Source organism: Nocardioides okcheonensis (genome assembly GCF_020991065.1).
Lineage (GTDB): Bacteria > Actinomycetota > Actinomycetes > Propionibacteriales > Nocardioidaceae > Nocardioides > Nocardioides okcheonensis.
In genome coordinates this window covers 1,337,716-1,352,931 of the sequence record NZ_CP087710.1, presented here as the reverse complement: position 1 = coordinate 1,352,931, position 15,216 = coordinate 1,337,716, and the positions used below count along the sequence as shown (strand labels likewise).

The following is a 15,216-nucleotide window of genomic DNA, read 5'->3' as shown; positions in this document are numbered from 1 at the left end:
CGTGGCAGGGTCGCCGGCATGAGCGACGCAGCCGCAGACCCGAAGAGGAAGCTCTCCGCCGAGGAGGTCCGCGAGGCCCCCGGCCTCGACGACTGGCGCCACCTCGCGAGCGGGATCCGGGCCCGCTTCCGCACCGGTGACTTCGCCACCGGGCTCGCCCTGGTCGACCGGATCGGTGCCGCCGCCGAGGAGGCGGACCACCACCCGGACATCACGCTGACCTACCCCGCCGTCGTCGTCACCCTTGCCAGCCACGACGTCGGCGGCATCACCAGCCGCGACCTCGACCTCGCGCGCCTGGTCAGCGGCTTCGCGGCCGAGGCCGGCGTCGGGGCCGACACCTCCGGGCTCGTCGAGCTCGAGGCGGCGCTCGACTCCACCGCGCCGCAGCACCTCGGCGACTTCTACGCAGCCCTGCTCGGCGGCGAGGTCGGCGAGAGCCGCGACTGGGTCGAGGCGACCGACCAGGTGCCGAGCCTGTGGTTCCAGTCCCCGCCCGGCCCGGACGACGAGCCCGGTGCCGAGCTCCCGCCGACCAACCCCGAGCAGCGCTGGCACCTCGACGTCTGGGTGCCCCACGACGAGGGCGAGCGCCGGCTGCAGGCCGTGCTCGACGCCGGGGGCACGCTGGTCAGCGACGCCGAGGCCCCGTCCTACTGGGTGGTCGCCGACGCCGACGGCAACCGTTCCTGCATCTGCACCCGGCTCGGCCGCTGACCCCGCAGATGGCTTCCCCGGACGAGGCCGGCGACCGCGCCCCGCTCACCTTCACCCAGGTGCAGGCCGAGGCGGGGCTCGACGACTGGCGGATGATGTTCCAGACCCTCGAGACCCGCTTCGCCACCGGCCGCTTCGAGGCCGGGCTCGCGCTGGTCGCCCGCATCGGCGAGGCCGCCGCCCGGGTGGGGCACGCCCCCGAGCTCGACCTGCGCCCGACCACCCTCCACGTCCGGCTGATCAGCCGTGACGTCTTCGGCGTCACCGGTCGCGACCTCGCCCTCGCCCGGGCGATCAGCGCCGTGGCGGCCGAGGCAGGCGTCGCGGCCGATCCCGGCGCCGTCGAGGTCGTCGAGATCGCCCTCGACACCCCCGACCACGCCGAGGTGAAGGCGTTCTGGCGCGCGGTGCTGGGCTACGACGACCACCCGCTCCACGACGGTGAGGTCCGCGACCTCGGCGGCACCGGTCCCGCCCTGTGGTTCCAGCGCACCGACCCGCACGACGTGCCCCGCCAGCGGTTCCACCTCGACGTCCGGGTCCCGCCGGAGGTCGTCGCGCCACGGGTGGAGGCCGCGCTCGCCGCCGGGGGCCGGCTGGTGAGCGACGCCCACGCGCCGGCGTTCACCGTCCTGGCCGACCCGCAGGGCAACCAGGTGTGCCTGACCACGGGGCTGGGCCGCGACAAAGGTGGGGCAAGCGGCCACATCGCGAGACTTCCGTTCCACATGTTGGGACGAGTGTCACACTTGCTTGACGCCGGCAGGGGCCGGCGACGACGGTTGTCGCATGCGCACCGAGATTCTTGTACGCACGCGACGCGTGGACTGAGGCCGACCGGCCGCAGGCACACGCGTCATCCCCTCGTCGCCCACCGGGCCGGGGGGTTTTTTGTTGGGCAGGCACCACTCGCTGGGAAGAGCAGGGAAGAGACGGACATGACGGAGCAGGGCGCACAGGTCGGCGGCACGGTCACGGGAGCCCAGAGCCTGGTGACGTCCCTCGAGGCAGCCGGCGTCACGGACATCTTCGGCATCCCGGGCGGGGCGATCCTCCCGGCCTACGACCCGCTGATGGACTCCACGCGGATCCGGCACATCCTGGTGCGCCACGAGCAGGCCGCCGGGCACGCGGCGCAGGGCTACGCCGCTGCGACCGGTCGGGTCGGTGTCTGCATGGCGACCTCGGGACCCGGCGCGACCAACCTGGTCACCCCGATCGCCGACGCCCACATGGACTCCGTGCCGATGGTCGCGGTCACCGGACAGGTCGGCGCCTCGATGATCGGCACCGACGCCTTCCAGGAGGCCGACATCCGCGGCATCACGATGCCGATCACCAAGCACAACTTCCTGGTCACCGACCCGGCCGACATCCCGCGCACCATCGCCGAGGCGTTCCACATCGCCTCCACCGGCCGGCCCGGCCCGGTGCTGGTCGACGTCGCCAAGTCCGCCCTGCAGGCCCAGACCACGTTCGCGTGGCCGAGCGAGCTGCACCTGCCGGGCTACCGCCCGGTGACCACGCCGCACGGCAAGCAGATCAAGGAGGCCGTGCGCCTCATCCGCGACGCGAAGCGACCGGTGCTCTACGTCGGCGGCGGCGTGATCCGCGCCGGCGCGTCGCGCGAGCTGGCCCGCCTCGCGGCGCTGACCGGCATCCCGGTCGTCACCACCCTGATGGCCCGCGGCGCGTTCCCCGACAGCAACCCGCAGCACCTCGGCATGCCCGGCATGCACGGCACCGTCGCCGCGGTCGCGGGCCTGCAGAAGAGCGACCTGATCATCAGCCTCGGCGCCCGCTTCGACGACCGCGTCACCGGCAACCTCGACTCGTTCGCCCCGAACGCGCTGGTCATCCACGCCGACATCGACCCGGCCGAGATCGGCAAGAACCGCCACGCCGACGTCCCGATCGTGGGCGACGCCAGGGAGGTCATCACCCAGCTGGTGGCGCGGCTCGAGGCCGAGGGCGCCGACGGCGACTACGAGGCGTGGGTGGCCTTCCTGGCGGGGCTCAAGAAGACCTACCCGCTGGGATACGACACGCCCGCCGACGGCTCGCTCGCCCCGCAGTACGTCATCGAGCGGCTCAGCGCGATCGCCGGGCCCGAGGCGATCTACTGCTCCGGCGTCGGGCAGCACCAGATGTGGGCCGCCCACTTCGTCGACTACGAGCACCCGGGCACGTGGATCAACTCCGGCGGCCTCGGCACGATGGGCTTCTCTGTCCCGGCCGCGATGGGCGCCAAGGTCGGCAAGCCGGACAGCACCGTGTGGTCCATCGACGGCGACGGGTGCTTCCAGATGACCAACCAGGAGCTCGCCACCTGCGCGATCAACGACATCCCGATCAAGGTCGCGGTGATCAACAACGAGTCGCTCGGCATGGTGCGCCAGTGGCAGACGCTGTTCTACAACGAGCGCTACTCCAACACCGACCTGCACTCCAAGCGCATCCCCGACTTCGTCAAGCTCGCCGACGCCTACGGCTGCGTCGGCCTGGCGTGCGACTCGCCCGACGAGGTGGACGCCACGATCGAGAAGGCGATGGCGATCGACGACCAGCCGGTGGTCATCGACTTCCGGGTCCACCGCGACGCGATGGTGTGGCCGATGGTGGCCGCCGGCAGCAGCAACGACGAGATCAAGTACGCGCGCGACCTCGCGCCCCAGTTCGACGAGGACGACATCTAGTGGACGAGCGAAGCGAGACCACCATCATGAACAGTGCCATGGGAGCCTCGTCGGCGCCCGGAGCGAAGCGAGGACGTCGATGAGCAGCGTCTCCCACAAGCACACGCTGAGCGTCCTGGTGGAGAACAAGCCCGGCGTCCTGGCCCGCATCGCCGGCCTGTTCTCCCGGCGCGGGTTCAACATCGACAGCCTCGCCGTCGGCCCGACCGAGCACCCCGAGGTCTCCCGGATGACCATCGTGGTCAACGTCGAGGAGTCCCCGCTCGAGCAGGTCACCAAGCAGCTCAACAAGCTGGTCGAGGTGATCAAGATCGTCGAGCTCGACGGTCCGGGCTCGGTCAACCGCGAGCTGCTGCTCGTCAAGGTCCGCGCCGACGCCGGCACGCGGGGCGCGGTGCTCGACGCCGTCCAGCTCTTCCGCGCCAAGGTGGTCGACGTGGCCCCCGACGCGATCACGGTCCAGGCCGTCGGCAACTCCGACAAGCTGGCCGACCTGCTGCGCGTGCTCGAGCCGTTCGGGATCCGCGAGCTCGTCCAGTCCGGCATGGTCGCGATCGGGCGCGGCTCGCGCTCGATCAGCGAGCGCTCGCAGCGTCCGGTCGCCGTGCCCGCCCCCGCGTCCGCCATCGCCTGACCCGCACCACCCGTTTTGCCCCACCGATTTCCAGCAGCACCAACCATGAAGGAGAGCCCCCGTGGCTGAGATGTTCTACGACGACGACGCCGACCTGAGCCTGATCCAGGGCAAGAACGTCGCGGTGATCGGCTACGGCAGCCAGGGCCACGCCCACGCGCTGTCGCTGCGCGACTCCGGCGTCGACGTCCGCATCGGCCTGCAGCCCGGCTCGAAGAGCCGCGACAAGGCCGAGGCCGAGGGCCTGCGCGTCCTCACCCCGCGCGAGGCGGCGGAGGAGTCCGACCTGATCGTGATCCTCGCCCCGGACCAGCACCAGAGGAAGCTCTACGCCGAGGAGATCGAGCCCGCGCTCACCCCCGGCGACACCCTCGTCTTCGGCCACGGTTTCAACATCCGCTTCGGCTACATCACCCCGCCCGAGGGCGTCGACGTCTTCATGGTCGCGCCCAAGGGCCCCGGCCACCTCGTGCGCCGCGAGTACGTCGACGGCCGCGGCGTCCCGGTCCTGGTCGCGGTGGAGAAGGACGAGTCCGGCAAGGCCTGGGACCTCGCGCTGTCCTACGCCAAGGCGATCGGCGGCCTGCGTGCCGGCGGCATCAAGACCACCTTCACCGAGGAGACCGAGACCGACCTGTTCGGCGAGCAGGCCGTGCTCTGCGGCGGCGCCTCGCAGCTCGTCCAGTACGGCTTCGAGGTGCTCACCGAGGCCGGCTACCAGCCGGAGGTGGCCTACTTCGAGTGCCTCCACGAGCTCAAGCTGATCGTCGACCTGATGTACGAGGGCGGCATCGCCAAGCAGCGCTGGTCGGTCTCCGACACCGCCGAGTTCGGCGACTACGTCTCCGGCCCCCGCGTGATCACTCCGGAGGTGAAGAAGAACATGGAGGACGTGCTCGCCGACATCAAGAACGGCGCGTTTGCCGAGCGCTTCATCACCGACATGGACAACGGCTCCCCGGAGTTCACCGCGTTCCGCCAGAAGGCGGAGTCGCACCCCATCGAGCAGACCGGTCGCGAGCTGCGCAAGCTGATGGCGTGGGTCAAGTCCCACGACACCGACTACGTCGAGGGCTCCTCGGCCCGCTGACCCACTCCGATCGCAAGGACGGCCTCGACGTGACGACGTACACCCACGGTCACGCCGAGGCCGTCCTGCGCTCGCACCGCTGGCGCACGGCCGCGAACTCCGCCGCCCACCTGCTGCCCCACCTGCGGGCGGGCCAGCGGCTGCTCGACGTCGGGTCGGGGCCGGGCACGATCACCGCAGACCTCGCCCGCCTGGTCGGGGAGGCCGGTGAGGTCGTGGCCCTCGAGGTCACCGAGGAGGCCGCCGCCCTGACCCGTGCCGAGCTGGACCGGCAGGGGATCGTCGCGCGGGTGGTGGTGGGCGACGTGCGCGCGCTCGACCTCGACGCGCTCGGCGGTCCGTTCGACGTGGTCCACGCCCACCAGGTGCTGCAGCACGTCGCGGACCCGGTCGGCGCCCTGCGGGAGATGCTCCGTGCCACCCGTCCCGGCGGCCTCGTGGCGGTGCGCGACAGCGACTACGGGCACTTCTCGTGGCACCCCGCGTCGGCGGGGCTCGACCGCTGGCTCGCGCTCTACGCCGCCGCCGCCCGCGCCAACGGGGGCGAGCCGGACGCCGGGCGGATGCTGCTGGCGTGGGCGCACGCCGCCGGCGCCACCGAGGTCGAGGCAGGCTCCTCGACCTGGTGCTTCGCCACGCCCGAGGACCGCGCCTGGTGGGGCGGCCTGTGGGCCGACCGGCTCACCTCGACCGCCCTGGCCCGCCAGCTGGTGGCGGAGGGCCGGGCGACCGAGGCGGACCTGGCCGAGGTCGCCGACGCCTGGCGCGCCTGGGCCGCGGACCCCGACGGCTGGTTCTCCGTCCTGCACGGCGAGGTGCTCCTCCGCGCCTGAGCGGTGTCCCACCCACACTTCCCGCGCACGAAAGGTGGCTGGCGCACCGCTCGTCCGCGCGCCGGCCCACGCCGCGCCCACTGGCGTACGCCGCGCCCACCGGCGGTGGCCCACCCACAGTTCCGGCTCGCAGAAGGTGGCTGGGACACCGCTGCCCCGGGTGCCCCGGTCGCCCTCAGCCGTGCGGTGCTTGGTGCGGAGCCGGTCGTGCGCGACGATGCGGGTATGACACAGCAGCAGACGCTCGAGCAGACCCGGCGGCTCGGCGTCGAGACCACGGGCATCGAGATCATCGAGGAGTCCGCGCGCACCGCCCGCCCGCGCGACCTGTTCTGGCCGTGGTTCGCGGCGAACGTGTCGGTCTTCGGGATCAGCTACGGCTCGTTCGTGCTCGGCTTCGGGATCTCGTTCCGGCAGGCGCTGGTCGTGTCGGTGGTCGGCATCGTCGTGTCGTTCGCGCTGTGCGGGATCATCGCGATCGCCGGCAAGCGGGGATCGGCGCCCACCATGGTGCTCAGCCGCGCGGCCTTCGGCGTCAACGGCCAGAAGCTGCCGGGCGTGATCTCCTGGCTGGTCTCGATCGGCTGGGAGACGTTCCTCGCCATCCTGGCCGTGCTCGCGACCGCCACGATCTTCGACCAGCTCGGCTGGGCCTCCGGCACCGGCACGAAGGTCGTCGCGACGCTCGTCGTGGCCGCGCTGATCGTCTCGGCGAGCGTCGCCGGCTACCACGTCATCATGCGGCTGCAGTCCTGGCTGACCTGGATCACCGGCATCGCCACCCTCGTCTACGTCGCGCTCACCCTCGACGAGATCGACTGGTCCGCGGTCAGCGCCGTCCCGGACGGGAGCGTGCAGCAGATGGTCGGTGCCCTCGTCATGGTGATGACCGGCTTCGGCCTCGGCTGGATCAACATCGCCGCCGACTGGTCGCGCTACCAGCGTCGTGACGCCGACGGCTCGGCGATCGTCCGCTGGAACACCTTCGGCGGCGCGGTGGCACCGGTCCTGCTCGTTGTCTTCGGCCTGCTGCTGGCCGGCTCGTCGCAGACCCTGTCTGCGGGCATCGTCGCCGACCCGATCGGCATGCTCGGCACGCTGCTGCCGACCTGGTTCCTGGTGCCGTTCCTGCTGGCCGCGATCCTGGCGCTGGTGAGCGGCGCCGTCCTCGGCATCTACTCCTCGGGCCTCACCCTGCTCTCGCTCGGCGTCCGGATCCCGCGGCCGGCGGCGGCCGGGGTCGACGGCACGATCCTCACCCTCGGCACGATCTGGGTGGTCTTCTTCGCCCAGGACTTCCTCGGCCCGTTCCAGAGCTTCCTCATCACGCTCGGCGTCCCGCTGGCGGCGTGGGCCGGGATCATGATCGCCGACATCGCGCTGCGCAGGCGCGACTACGACGACGAGGCGCTGTTCGACCCTGCCGGGCGCTACGGCTCCGTCGACAAGGTCTCGGTCGCCACCATGGTGGGCGCCTCGGTGCTGGGCTGGGGCCTGGTGGTCAACTCCTTCGCCGCCGACGCGTCGTGGAACAACTGGCAGGGCTTCCTCATCGAGCCGCTCGGCCTCGGCACCTTCGTCGACGACCCGCTGGGGGCCTACTGGGAGGGCCCGTGGGCCTACGCCAACCTCGGCGTGCTGCTCGCGCTCGTGCTCGGCTTCGGCGTCACCTACGCCGCGCGACGCGGCACGGTCCGCCGCCAGGAGTCCTGACCGGGAACACGACGGCCGGCCCCGGCGTTGGGGCGCACGTGAAGATCGAGATCTGGTCCGACGTCGTCTGCCCCTGGTGCTACATCGGCAAGCGCCGCATCGAGGAGGCGCTGGCCGCGTTCCCGCACGCCGACGAGGTCGAGGTGCACTGGCGCGCCTACCAGCTCGACCCGGGCGCGCCCACCGAGCCCACCACCGGCACCGCCGAGATGCTGGCGAAGAAGTACGGCCAGTCGCCCGCCGGCGTCCAGCAGATGCAGGACCGGGTCGAGGCGGTCGCGGCGGAGGTCGGGCTGGTCTACCGGCTCTCCGAGACCCTCCACCTCAACACCGTCGACGCCCACCGGCTGATCCACCTCGCCCACGAGCAGGGCGGCCACGACCTGCAGGGCCGGGTCAAGGAGGCGCTGCTCGCGGCCTACTTCACCGAGGCGCGCAACGTCGCCGACCACGCCGTCCTCCGCGACGTCGCGGTCGCGGCCGGCCTCGACGCCGACCGGGTCGACGCCGTGCTGGCGAGCCGCGAGTACGCCGCGGACGTGCAGGCCGACATCGACCAGGCGCAGGCCTACGGCGCCACCGGTGTGCCGTTCTTCGTCGTGGACCAGAAGTACGGCGTCTCCGGCGCCCAGCCCACCGAGGTCTTCACCCAGCTGCTCGAGCGGGCCTGGGCCGAGTCGCACCCCGGCCTGGAGATGGTGGACAGCGCGGTGCCGGCCGCCGGCGACGGGGACGTGTGCGGCCCCGACGGCTGCGCCGTCTGAGCCCCGACCTCACCGCGCCTTCTCGCCCCGCGCGGCCTTCTCGGCGCTCGCGAGGACCCGCGCCGCGCGGGTCTCGGGCCGCTTGGCCAGCACGATCCAGGTGAGGATCATCTTCTGCGCCGACGGCGACCACGAGTCCCAGTGCTCGCGGGAGCCGGGGTGGGCGTGGAACGCGGCCGCGAGGTCGTCGGGGACGACGCAGTCCTCGACGTCGTCCATCAGCGTCCACATCCCGGTCTCCTGCGCGAGCGCCACGGCGGCCGCACCAGCCGGCTCCATCAGCCCGGCGTCCTCGAGCCGGGCGACGCGACCCTTGTTGATGCGCGTCCACATGCTGCCGGGGCGACGCGGGGCGAACCACATCATCGTCCGGCGCTCGTCGACCGGTCGCACCGTGGAGTCGACCCACCCGAAGCGCAGCGCCTCGAGCACCGCCTCCTCGTAGGAGAACGGGCGCTCGGCGGCGCGACGGGGGCTGACCAGCCACACGCCGGTCGGTCGCCCGTGGTGCTCGCGCAGCCACGCGCTCCACTCCAGCACGGTCGCCGGGTCGAGCCGCTCCGCGTCGTCCATCACGCCCACCGGCCCAGCGTAGGCCCGGGCACCGACACCGCACGTCCACATGCGGGGACCGCGTCCCGGTCGCACGACCCGCGGGTACAGTGGGCGTCGCACAGCGTCGTGCAGTCCCGGACACATCCCCAGAACTTCTCGAGGACCCCGCTGTGAACGCTCCTGCCAAGCCTGTCGTGCTCATCGCCGAAGAGCTGAGCCCCGCCACCATCGAGGCGCTCGGGCCCGACTTCGAGATCCGCCACTGCAACGGCGCCGACCGTGCCGAGCTGATCCCGGCGATCGCCGACGTCGACGCGATCCTGGTCCGCTCCGCCACCAAGGTCGACGCCGAGGCGCTCGCCGCGGCCCAGCGGCTCAAGGTGGTCGCCCGCGCGGGTGTCGGCCTCGACAACGTCGACGTCAAGGCCGCGACCCAGGCCGGTGTGATGGTCGTCAACGCGCCGACCTCCAACATCGTCAGCGCCGCCGAGCTCGCCGTCGCGCTGATGCTCGCCGCCGCGCGCCACATCAGCCCCGCCCACGCCGCCCTGCGCGGCGGGGAGTGGAAGCGCTCGAAGTACACCGGCATCGAGCTCTACGAGAAGACCGTCGGCATCGTCGGCCTCGGCCGCATCGGCGTGCTCGTCGCCCAGCGGCTGAGCGCCTTCGGTATGAAGGTCATCGCCTACGACCCCTACGTCCAGGCCGGCCGCGCCGCGCAGATGGGCGTGCGCCTCGTCGACCTCGACACCCTGCTCGCCGAGTCCGACTTCATGAGCGTGCACCTGCCCAAGACGCCCGAGACCGTGGGCCTGATCGGCGCCGACCAGCTCGCCGCCGCCAAGCAGAGCCTGGTGCTCGTCAACGCCGCGCGCGGCGGCATCGTCGACGAGGCGGCGCTCCACGACGCCCTCAAGCGCGGCGAGATCGCCGCTGCCGGCCTCGACGTCTTCGCGAGCGAGCCGTGCACCGACAGCCCGCTGTTCGAGCTCGAGAACGTCGTCGCCACGCCCCACCTCGGCGCGTCGACCGACGAGGCCCAGGAGAAGGCCGGCATCGCCGTCGCGCGGTCGGTGCGCCTGGCGCTGAGCGGCGAGCTCGTCCCGGACGCGGTCAACGTCCAGGGCGGCGTGATCGCCGAGGACGTGCGTCCCGGCATCCCGCTCACCGAGAAGCTCGGCCGCGTCTTCACGGCCCTCGCCGGCGAGGTCGCGAGCGCGCTCGACGTCGAGGTGCGCGGCGAGATCACCGAGTACGACGTCAAGGTGCTCGAGCTCGCGGCGCTCAAGGGCGTCTTCGCCGACATCGTCGAGGAGCAGGTGTCCTACGTGAACGCGCCGCTGCTCGCGGCCGAGCGCGGCACCGAGGTGCGGCTGGTGACCGAGCCCGAGAGCCCCGACCACCGCAACCTGATCACGCTGCGCGGCACCCTGGCCGACGGCACCCAGGTCTCGGTCAGCGGCACCCTCATCGGCCTCTCCCAGAAGGAGCGGCTGGTCGAGGTCAACGGCTTCGACGTCGACATCGAGCCCACCACCCACCTCGCGTTCCTCACCTACGAGGACCGGCCGGGCATGGTCGGCACGGTCGGCGGCATCCTCGGCGACGCCCAGGTCAACATCGCCGGCATGCAGGTCTCGCGCCGCGAGCAGGGCGGTGCGGCGCTCGTGGCGCTCAGCGTCGACTCCGCCATCCCGGCCGAGACGCTCGCCGAGATCGAGTCCGCGATGCGGGCCACGGTGCGCGCGGTCGACCTGACCTGACCGACCCGACCCGGCCGGCCCGGCCCGGCCCGGGTCAGGCCACCATCACCCGGCCGGCGCCGGTCGACCCCCGTCGACCCGGCGTCGGCCGATCGGTGTCGGCCACGTGCTCCCAGGCGGCGGCGAGGCGTCGTACGGCCTCGGTGAGCGACTCCGGCGAGGACGTCCAGGGGATCCGGACGAAGCGGTCGAGGCCGCCCTCGACCGCGAAGACCGGCCCGGGAGCGAGGACCACGCCCCGCCGGGCCGCCTCCTCGGTGACGGCGGTCCCCAGCGGCGCGGGCAGCTCGCACCAGAGCGCCAGGCCTCCCTCGGGGACCCGGAAGCGCCACGACGGCAGGTGCTGGCGGACCGCCGCCACCACCGCCTCGCGCCCGGCGGCGAGCCGCGCCCGGTGCACGGGGAGCACCTCGTCCGCGTGGTCGAGCAGGTCGGCCAGCACCAGCTGCTCGAACACCGGGGCGCCCAGGTCGACGCCGACGCGGGCACGCAGCAGGCGGTCGACCTGGTCGAGCGGCGCGCGCACCCACCCGAGCCGCAGGCCGCCCCAGAACGACTTGCTGGCGCTGCCGATGGTGATCGCGTCACGCGCGTGGGCCGCGAACGGGCGCGGCATCGACGCGGCGAGCGCGGGGCTGTGCGCGAGCGCCTGGTGCGCCTCGTCGGCCACCGCCAGGGTCCGGGTCCGCGCCAGCGCCGCGGCGAGCTCCTCGCGCTGGGCGTCGTCCATCAGGTGCCCGGTGGGGTTCTGGAAGTCGGGGATCAGGTAGGCCAGCCGCGGCGCGCTCTGCCGCACCGTGGCCGCGAGGGCGTCGACGTCCCACCCGTCGGGGTCGACCGTCGCCGGGACCAGCCGCGCGCCGGAGCCGCGGAGCGCCTCGGTCGCGTTGGGATAGGTCGGTGACTCCACGAGCACCCGGTCGCCGGCGGCGGTGAACGCGCGGGCCACCACCGAGGCCGCGGCCAGCGCGCCCGCCGTCACCATCACCTGCTCCGGGGCGGTCGGCAGCCCCCGGGCGTCGTAGGTCGCGGCGATCCGGGCCTGCAGCGCGGGCATCCCCAGCGGGAAGTAGCCCGGGCCGCCGAGGTAGGCCGGGAGCTGCTCGGTGGCGCGCTGGTAGGCCTCGGCCAGGCCGGGCGGGGCCGAGTGCGCGGCGCAGTTGAGGTCGATGACGTCCTCGCCGCCGGCGCCGGGCATGAGCGCCTTGTCGTGCGCGCGCCGACGACCGCCCGGCACCCGGGTGAACGTGCCGGACCCGCGGCGGGCCTCGGCGTACCCGCTCTCCCGGAGCACGTCGTAGGCGCGGGTGACCGTCGTGCGCGAGACGTCGAGCGCGGCGGTGAGCTCGCGCTCACTGGGCAGGCGCACGCCCAGGCCGATCCGGCCGTCGCCGACGAGCACGCGGAGCCGGTCGGCGAGACCGGCGTAGGCGGGGGAGCGCGGGAAGTCGCCGACGAGGGTGGCCACGCGCTGGGCGCTGACGGTGCGGCTCATGGTGGCCACTGTCGCACGATTGGCTATGTCGGACAATGCCAATCTCCGGCAGCATGGTCGCCATGTCCAGCCGCACCTCCCTCGACCCGGCCGCGCCGCGCGGCGTCCTCGTCGACCTCGGCCCGATCGCCCAGCTGCGGGCGGGACGCCTCGCCCGGCGCCTGCCGCAGCTCTACGTCGGCCTGTTCCTCTACGGGGTGTCGCTGGCGATGATGGTCCGCGGTGCGCTCGGCCTCGCGCCCTGGGACGTGCTCCACTCCGGCTTCATCCGGCACGTCCCGATGACGCTCGGCCAGGCGGTGGTGCTGTTCAGCTTCGTCGTCCTGCTGCTGTGGATCCCGCTGCGCGAGATGCCCGGCCTCGGCACGATCAGCAACGCGGTGGTGGTCGGCCTCTCCGCCGACGCCACCCTGGCCGTCCTCGAGCGCCCCGACGCGCTCGCGCTGCGCCTGGGCCTGATGGTCGGCGGCGTGGTCCTGTGCGGGCTGGCCAGCGCGCTCTACATCGGTGCCCAGCTCGGCCGCGGTCCGCGGGACGGCCTGATGACCGGGCTGGCGCGCCGCACCGGCCTCTCGCTGCGCCTGGTCCGCACCGGGCTCGAGGTGGCGGTCGTGGTGATCGGTCTCGTGCTCGGCGGGGTGCTCGGCGTCGGGACGGTCGTCTACGCCCTCGCCATCGGCCCGCTGACCCAGCTGATGCTGCCGTGGTTCACCGTCGACGTGATGGCCCCCGACGGCCGCTGAGCGTTCACCGCGCCCGCGGCTCGGGGGATGCCGGGGCGGGCGGTTGCTGGAGCCCGTCGGAGGTCAGGAAGGCGATCACGCCGACGCTGAGGAGCGACGAGAGCAGCATGCCGCCCTGGCCGAACATGAGCGGCAGGGCGGTGATCGCCCACACGTCGAAGCCGCGCAGGACGCTGAAGATGACGCCGGTCGGTGCACCGCCGGCGGGAGTGCTCACCATCGGAGCCGCGTAGTTCGGCGGCTTCCCGGTGATCCACCGCAGGGTCGCCGCGACGGAGGAGAGGCCGCACGCGATCGCGAGGTTGACCGCCCCGCCGTCGTCGACCACCCGCACGAGCGTCGGCGTGGTCGCCAGCGCGAAGAGCATCAGCGCGGTGCCCGGCACGACGAGGTGGGCCAGCAGCAGCGTCTGCCGCTTGAACGGCATCATCCGCGCCAGCCCCTCGGTCCGCACGACGACCCGCAGCCCCGAGCAGAGCGCGGGCCCGCCGAGCAGCCCGGCGAGCGTCGTCGCCAGCACGACGGCGCGGCCGGCGTCGGCCTCCGCGGCGGCGTAGGGCACCAGCACCAGCCCGGCGAGCAGGACGTACGGCTGGGGAGCGCGCCGGGCGCGCAGCAGGTCGCGGTGGGCGAGCGCCGACCAGCCGACCGGGCCGCCGCGGCGGCTCCGCACGTGGGCCCCGCGTCCCCAGCGACGGGCCAGCAGGACGTCGTACATCAGGCCGAGGTCGACCGACGACAGCGCACCCGACAGGCTGGGGGAGAGGTGCTCGGTCTGGCCGAGCACGCGACGCGACACCGATCCGAGCACCACGGCGGCGCGCCAGGCCGTCAGCACGGCGACGACCGCCAGGGCGACGGCGACGACCGCGACCGTGCCCGGCGGCACCTCCGGGAGCCTCCCGAGCTCCTCGGTCGCGGCGAGGCCGAGCACCGCCCACAGCGCCAGGGTCACCAGCCAGGTGAGCCGGCGGGACGCGGCGCCCTCGCGCACCTGGGACAGGGCGGCGACCCCGACGCACGCCAGCGCGGCGGTGCTGCCGGCGACGAGGTAGCCGACGGCGTCGGGCCAGGCGAGCCCGCCGAGGACGGCGGGGGCGAGCAGCAGGAGGGCGGCCCCCACGACCGTCAGGGCGACGGTCCGCATCCACCCCGGCCGCAGCAGCGCCCCGCGGTCGACGGGCGAGGTCAGCACCCAGCTGTTGGCGGCGGGCGGGCTGAAGACCGGCCCGAGGAGGCGCGCCATGCCGAGCGCCAGCAGCGCCACGGCGAGCGCGACCAGCCACGGCGCGGCCGAGCGGACCTCGCTGCAGCTCCCGGCGCAGGTCTCGTCGGCCAGCCGCCGGAGGCGGAGCACGACGTTGCCGGCCATCGCGCCGACCATCACGACGCAGAAGAGCCCGACGTAGGCGTCGGACAGGACCTCGCCCCACCGGAGCTCCGCCCGGCCGCGCCGCCAGTCGCGGATCTCCTGGCGCACCTCCCGCGCGGTGGTGACCTCGGGTCCGGCGGGCCGGGCGGGGTGGGCCTCAGCCGGCATCGGGCGCCGCCCGGTCGGGACCGAGGCGGACGACGCGGTCGCACACGCGGGCCACGAGACCGGCGTCGTGGCTGACGAGCAGGACCCCGCGACCGGCCCGCTTCTCCGCCACGAGCTTCTCGCCGAGCCAGGCGACGCCCTCCACGTCGAGCCGGGCCTCCGGCTCGTCGAGCACGAGCAGCCTGCGCGGCCGGACGAACGCGCTGGCCAGCGCGAGGCGTCGCCGCTGCCCGGACGAGAGCGTCGACGGCAGCTGGCCCGAGACCTCCATCAGGCCGACCTCGCCCAGCACGAGGTCGACGACCTCCTCGGCGTCCGGCGTCGAGTGCGCCCGCGCGACGAGGTCGAGGTGCTCGACCACGGAGAGGTCGGGGAAGAAGTCGATGTCGTCCATGACGATGGCCAGGTCGGCGCGGATCCCCGGACGGCGCTCGTCGAGCAGCTGGCCCGCCAGCGTCGACTCGCCCGCGTCCGCGTCGTCGGCGCCGACGATGCAGCGCAGGAGCGTCGACTTGCCGCTGCCGTTGGGGCCGACCACGCCGACCGCCTCGCCGGCGCGGACGTCGAGGTCCACGCCGTCGAGGATGGTGCGGTCGCCGAACGTCCGGGTGATCCCACGGACCTCGAGCAGCGCCGGCTCCGCCGGGGCCGCCTTCTTCTTGGCCATGCCGTC

13 protein-coding genes and 1 pseudogene are annotated in these 15,216 nt (G+C 73.5%); 10 read left to right on the top strand and 4 right to left on the bottom strand.

Going from position 1 to position 15,216, the window contains the following annotated elements; all coding sequences use genetic code 11:
* Positions 1-18 precede the first annotated feature (18 nt).
* The 8 genes and pseudogenes from LN652_RS06440 (at position 19) to LN652_RS06405 (ending at position 8,447) form a co-directional block, all read left to right on the top strand.
* Positions 19-717 carry a 4a-hydroxytetrahydrobiopterin dehydratase gene (locus LN652_RS06440; RefSeq protein ID WP_230443852.1) on the top strand — a complete coding sequence of 233 codons (699 nt, stop codon included), beginning with the start codon at positions 19-21 and terminating at the stop codon, positions 715-717.
* 8 nt (positions 718-725) lie between these two features.
* Positions 726-1,325: pseudogene (locus LN652_RS06435) on the top strand (4a-hydroxytetrahydrobiopterin dehydratase); the annotation flags it as partial.
* Positions 1,326-1,655: 330 nt separating this feature from the next.
* Positions 1,656-3,413, top strand: coding sequence for an acetolactate synthase large subunit (locus LN652_RS06430; RefSeq protein ID WP_230444697.1), 1,758 nt, complete (start codon positions 1,656-1,658; stop codon positions 3,411-3,413).
* A gap of 79 nt (positions 3,414-3,492) precedes the next feature.
* Entirely contained in the window at positions 3,493-4,047 is a 555-nt protein-coding gene (gene ilvN / locus LN652_RS06425) for an acetolactate synthase small subunit (RefSeq protein ID WP_230443851.1), read from the top strand.
* 61 nt (positions 4,048-4,108) lie between these two features.
* Positions 4,109-5,137, top strand: coding sequence for a ketol-acid reductoisomerase (gene ilvC / locus LN652_RS06420; protein ID WP_329958466.1), 1,029 nt, complete (start codon positions 4,109-4,111; stop codon positions 5,135-5,137).
* 29 nt (positions 5,138-5,166) lie between these two features.
* Positions 5,167-5,970 (top strand): methyltransferase domain-containing protein, encoded by an 804-nt coding sequence (locus tag LN652_RS06415; RefSeq protein ID WP_230443850.1) that lies wholly within the window; start codon positions 5,167-5,169, stop codon positions 5,968-5,970.
* A gap of 225 nt (positions 5,971-6,195) precedes the next feature.
* Positions 6,196-7,683, top strand: a complete 1,488-nt coding sequence (locus LN652_RS06410) for a purine-cytosine permease family protein (RefSeq protein ID WP_230443849.1) — start codon at positions 6,196-6,198, stop codon at positions 7,681-7,683.
* Between the two features lie 38 nt (positions 7,684-7,721).
* The gene (locus tag LN652_RS06405; RefSeq protein ID WP_230443848.1) at positions 7,722-8,447 is read left to right on the top strand and encodes a DsbA family oxidoreductase; all 726 of its coding nucleotides are present in this window, start codon (positions 7,722-7,724) and stop codon (positions 8,445-8,447) included.
* Positions 8,448-8,456: 9 nt separating this feature from the next.
* On the opposite strand, the gene LN652_RS06400 is transcribed toward LN652_RS06405, so the two are convergent.
* Positions 8,457-9,020, bottom strand: coding sequence for a YdeI/OmpD-associated family protein (locus tag LN652_RS06400; protein WP_230444695.1), 564 nt, complete (start codon positions 9,018-9,020; stop codon positions 8,457-8,459).
* A gap of 152 nt (positions 9,021-9,172) precedes the next feature.
* Here LN652_RS06400 and serA point away from each other — a divergent pair, with 152 nt between their 5' ends.
* Complete coding sequence (gene serA, locus LN652_RS06395) at positions 9,173-10,765, top strand: phosphoglycerate dehydrogenase (protein WP_230443847.1); 1,593 nt, start codon at positions 9,173-9,175, stop codon at positions 10,763-10,765.
* A 34-nt stretch (positions 10,766-10,799) separates the two neighbouring features.
* Here the strand turns inward: serA and yczR are convergent, their stop codons facing one another.
* The gene (gene yczR, locus LN652_RS06390) at positions 10,800-12,260 is read right to left on the bottom strand and encodes a MocR-like transcription factor YczR (RefSeq protein ID WP_230443846.1); all 1,461 of its coding nucleotides are present in this window, start codon (positions 12,258-12,260) and stop codon (positions 10,800-10,802) included.
* 62 nt (positions 12,261-12,322) lie between these two features.
* Here yczR and yczE point away from each other — a divergent pair, with 62 nt between their 5' ends.
* The gene (gene yczE / locus LN652_RS06385; protein ID WP_230443845.1) at positions 12,323-13,003 is read left to right on the top strand and encodes a membrane protein YczE; all 681 of its coding nucleotides are present in this window, start codon (positions 12,323-12,325) and stop codon (positions 13,001-13,003) included.
* 4 nt (positions 13,004-13,007) lie between these two features.
* On the opposite strand, the gene LN652_RS06380 is transcribed toward yczE, so the two are convergent.
* On the bottom strand, positions 13,008-14,543 hold the full coding sequence (locus tag LN652_RS06380; protein WP_230443844.1) for a DUF6297 family protein: 1,536 nt from the start codon (positions 14,541-14,543) through the stop codon (positions 13,008-13,010).
* Entirely contained in the window at positions 14,533-15,210 is a 678-nt protein-coding gene (locus tag LN652_RS06375; protein WP_230443843.1) for an ABC transporter ATP-binding protein, read from the bottom strand. The genes LN652_RS06380 and LN652_RS06375 overlap by 11 nt, the downstream gene beginning before the upstream one ends.
* Positions 15,211-15,216 lie beyond the last annotated feature (6 nt).

Bases quoted from the DNA above. Each gene is read 5' to 3' on its own strand.
- LN652_RS06440 (WP_230443852.1), top strand. From the start codon at position 19: ATGAGCGACGCAGCCGCAGACCCGAAGAGGAAGCTCTCCGCCGAGGAG.
- LN652_RS06430 (WP_230444697.1), top strand. From the start codon at position 1,656: ATGACGGAGCAGGGCGCACAGGTCGGCGGCACGGTCACGGGAGCCCAG.
- ilvN (WP_230443851.1), top strand. From the start codon at position 3,493: ATGAGCAGCGTCTCCCACAAGCACACGCTGAGCGTCCTGGTGGAGAAC.
- LN652_RS06410 (WP_230443849.1), top strand. From the start codon at position 6,196: ATGACACAGCAGCAGACGCTCGAGCAGACCCGGCGGCTCGGCGTCGAG.
- LN652_RS06400 (WP_230444695.1), bottom strand. From the start codon at position 9,020: ATGGACGACGCGGAGCGGCTCGACCCGGCGACCGTGCTGGAGTGGAGC.
- yczR (WP_230443846.1), bottom strand. From the start codon at position 12,260: ATGAGCCGCACCGTCAGCGCCCAGCGCGTGGCCACCCTCGTCGGCGAC.
- yczE (WP_230443845.1), top strand. From the start codon at position 12,323: ATGTCCAGCCGCACCTCCCTCGACCCGGCCGCGCCGCGCGGCGTCCTC.
- LN652_RS06380 (WP_230443844.1), bottom strand. From the start codon at position 14,543: ATGCCGGCTGAGGCCCACCCCGCCCGGCCCGCCGGACCCGAGGTCACC.
- LN652_RS06375 (WP_230443843.1), bottom strand. From the start codon at position 15,210: ATGGCCAAGAAGAAGGCGGCCCCGGCGGAGCCGGCGCTGCTCGAGGTC.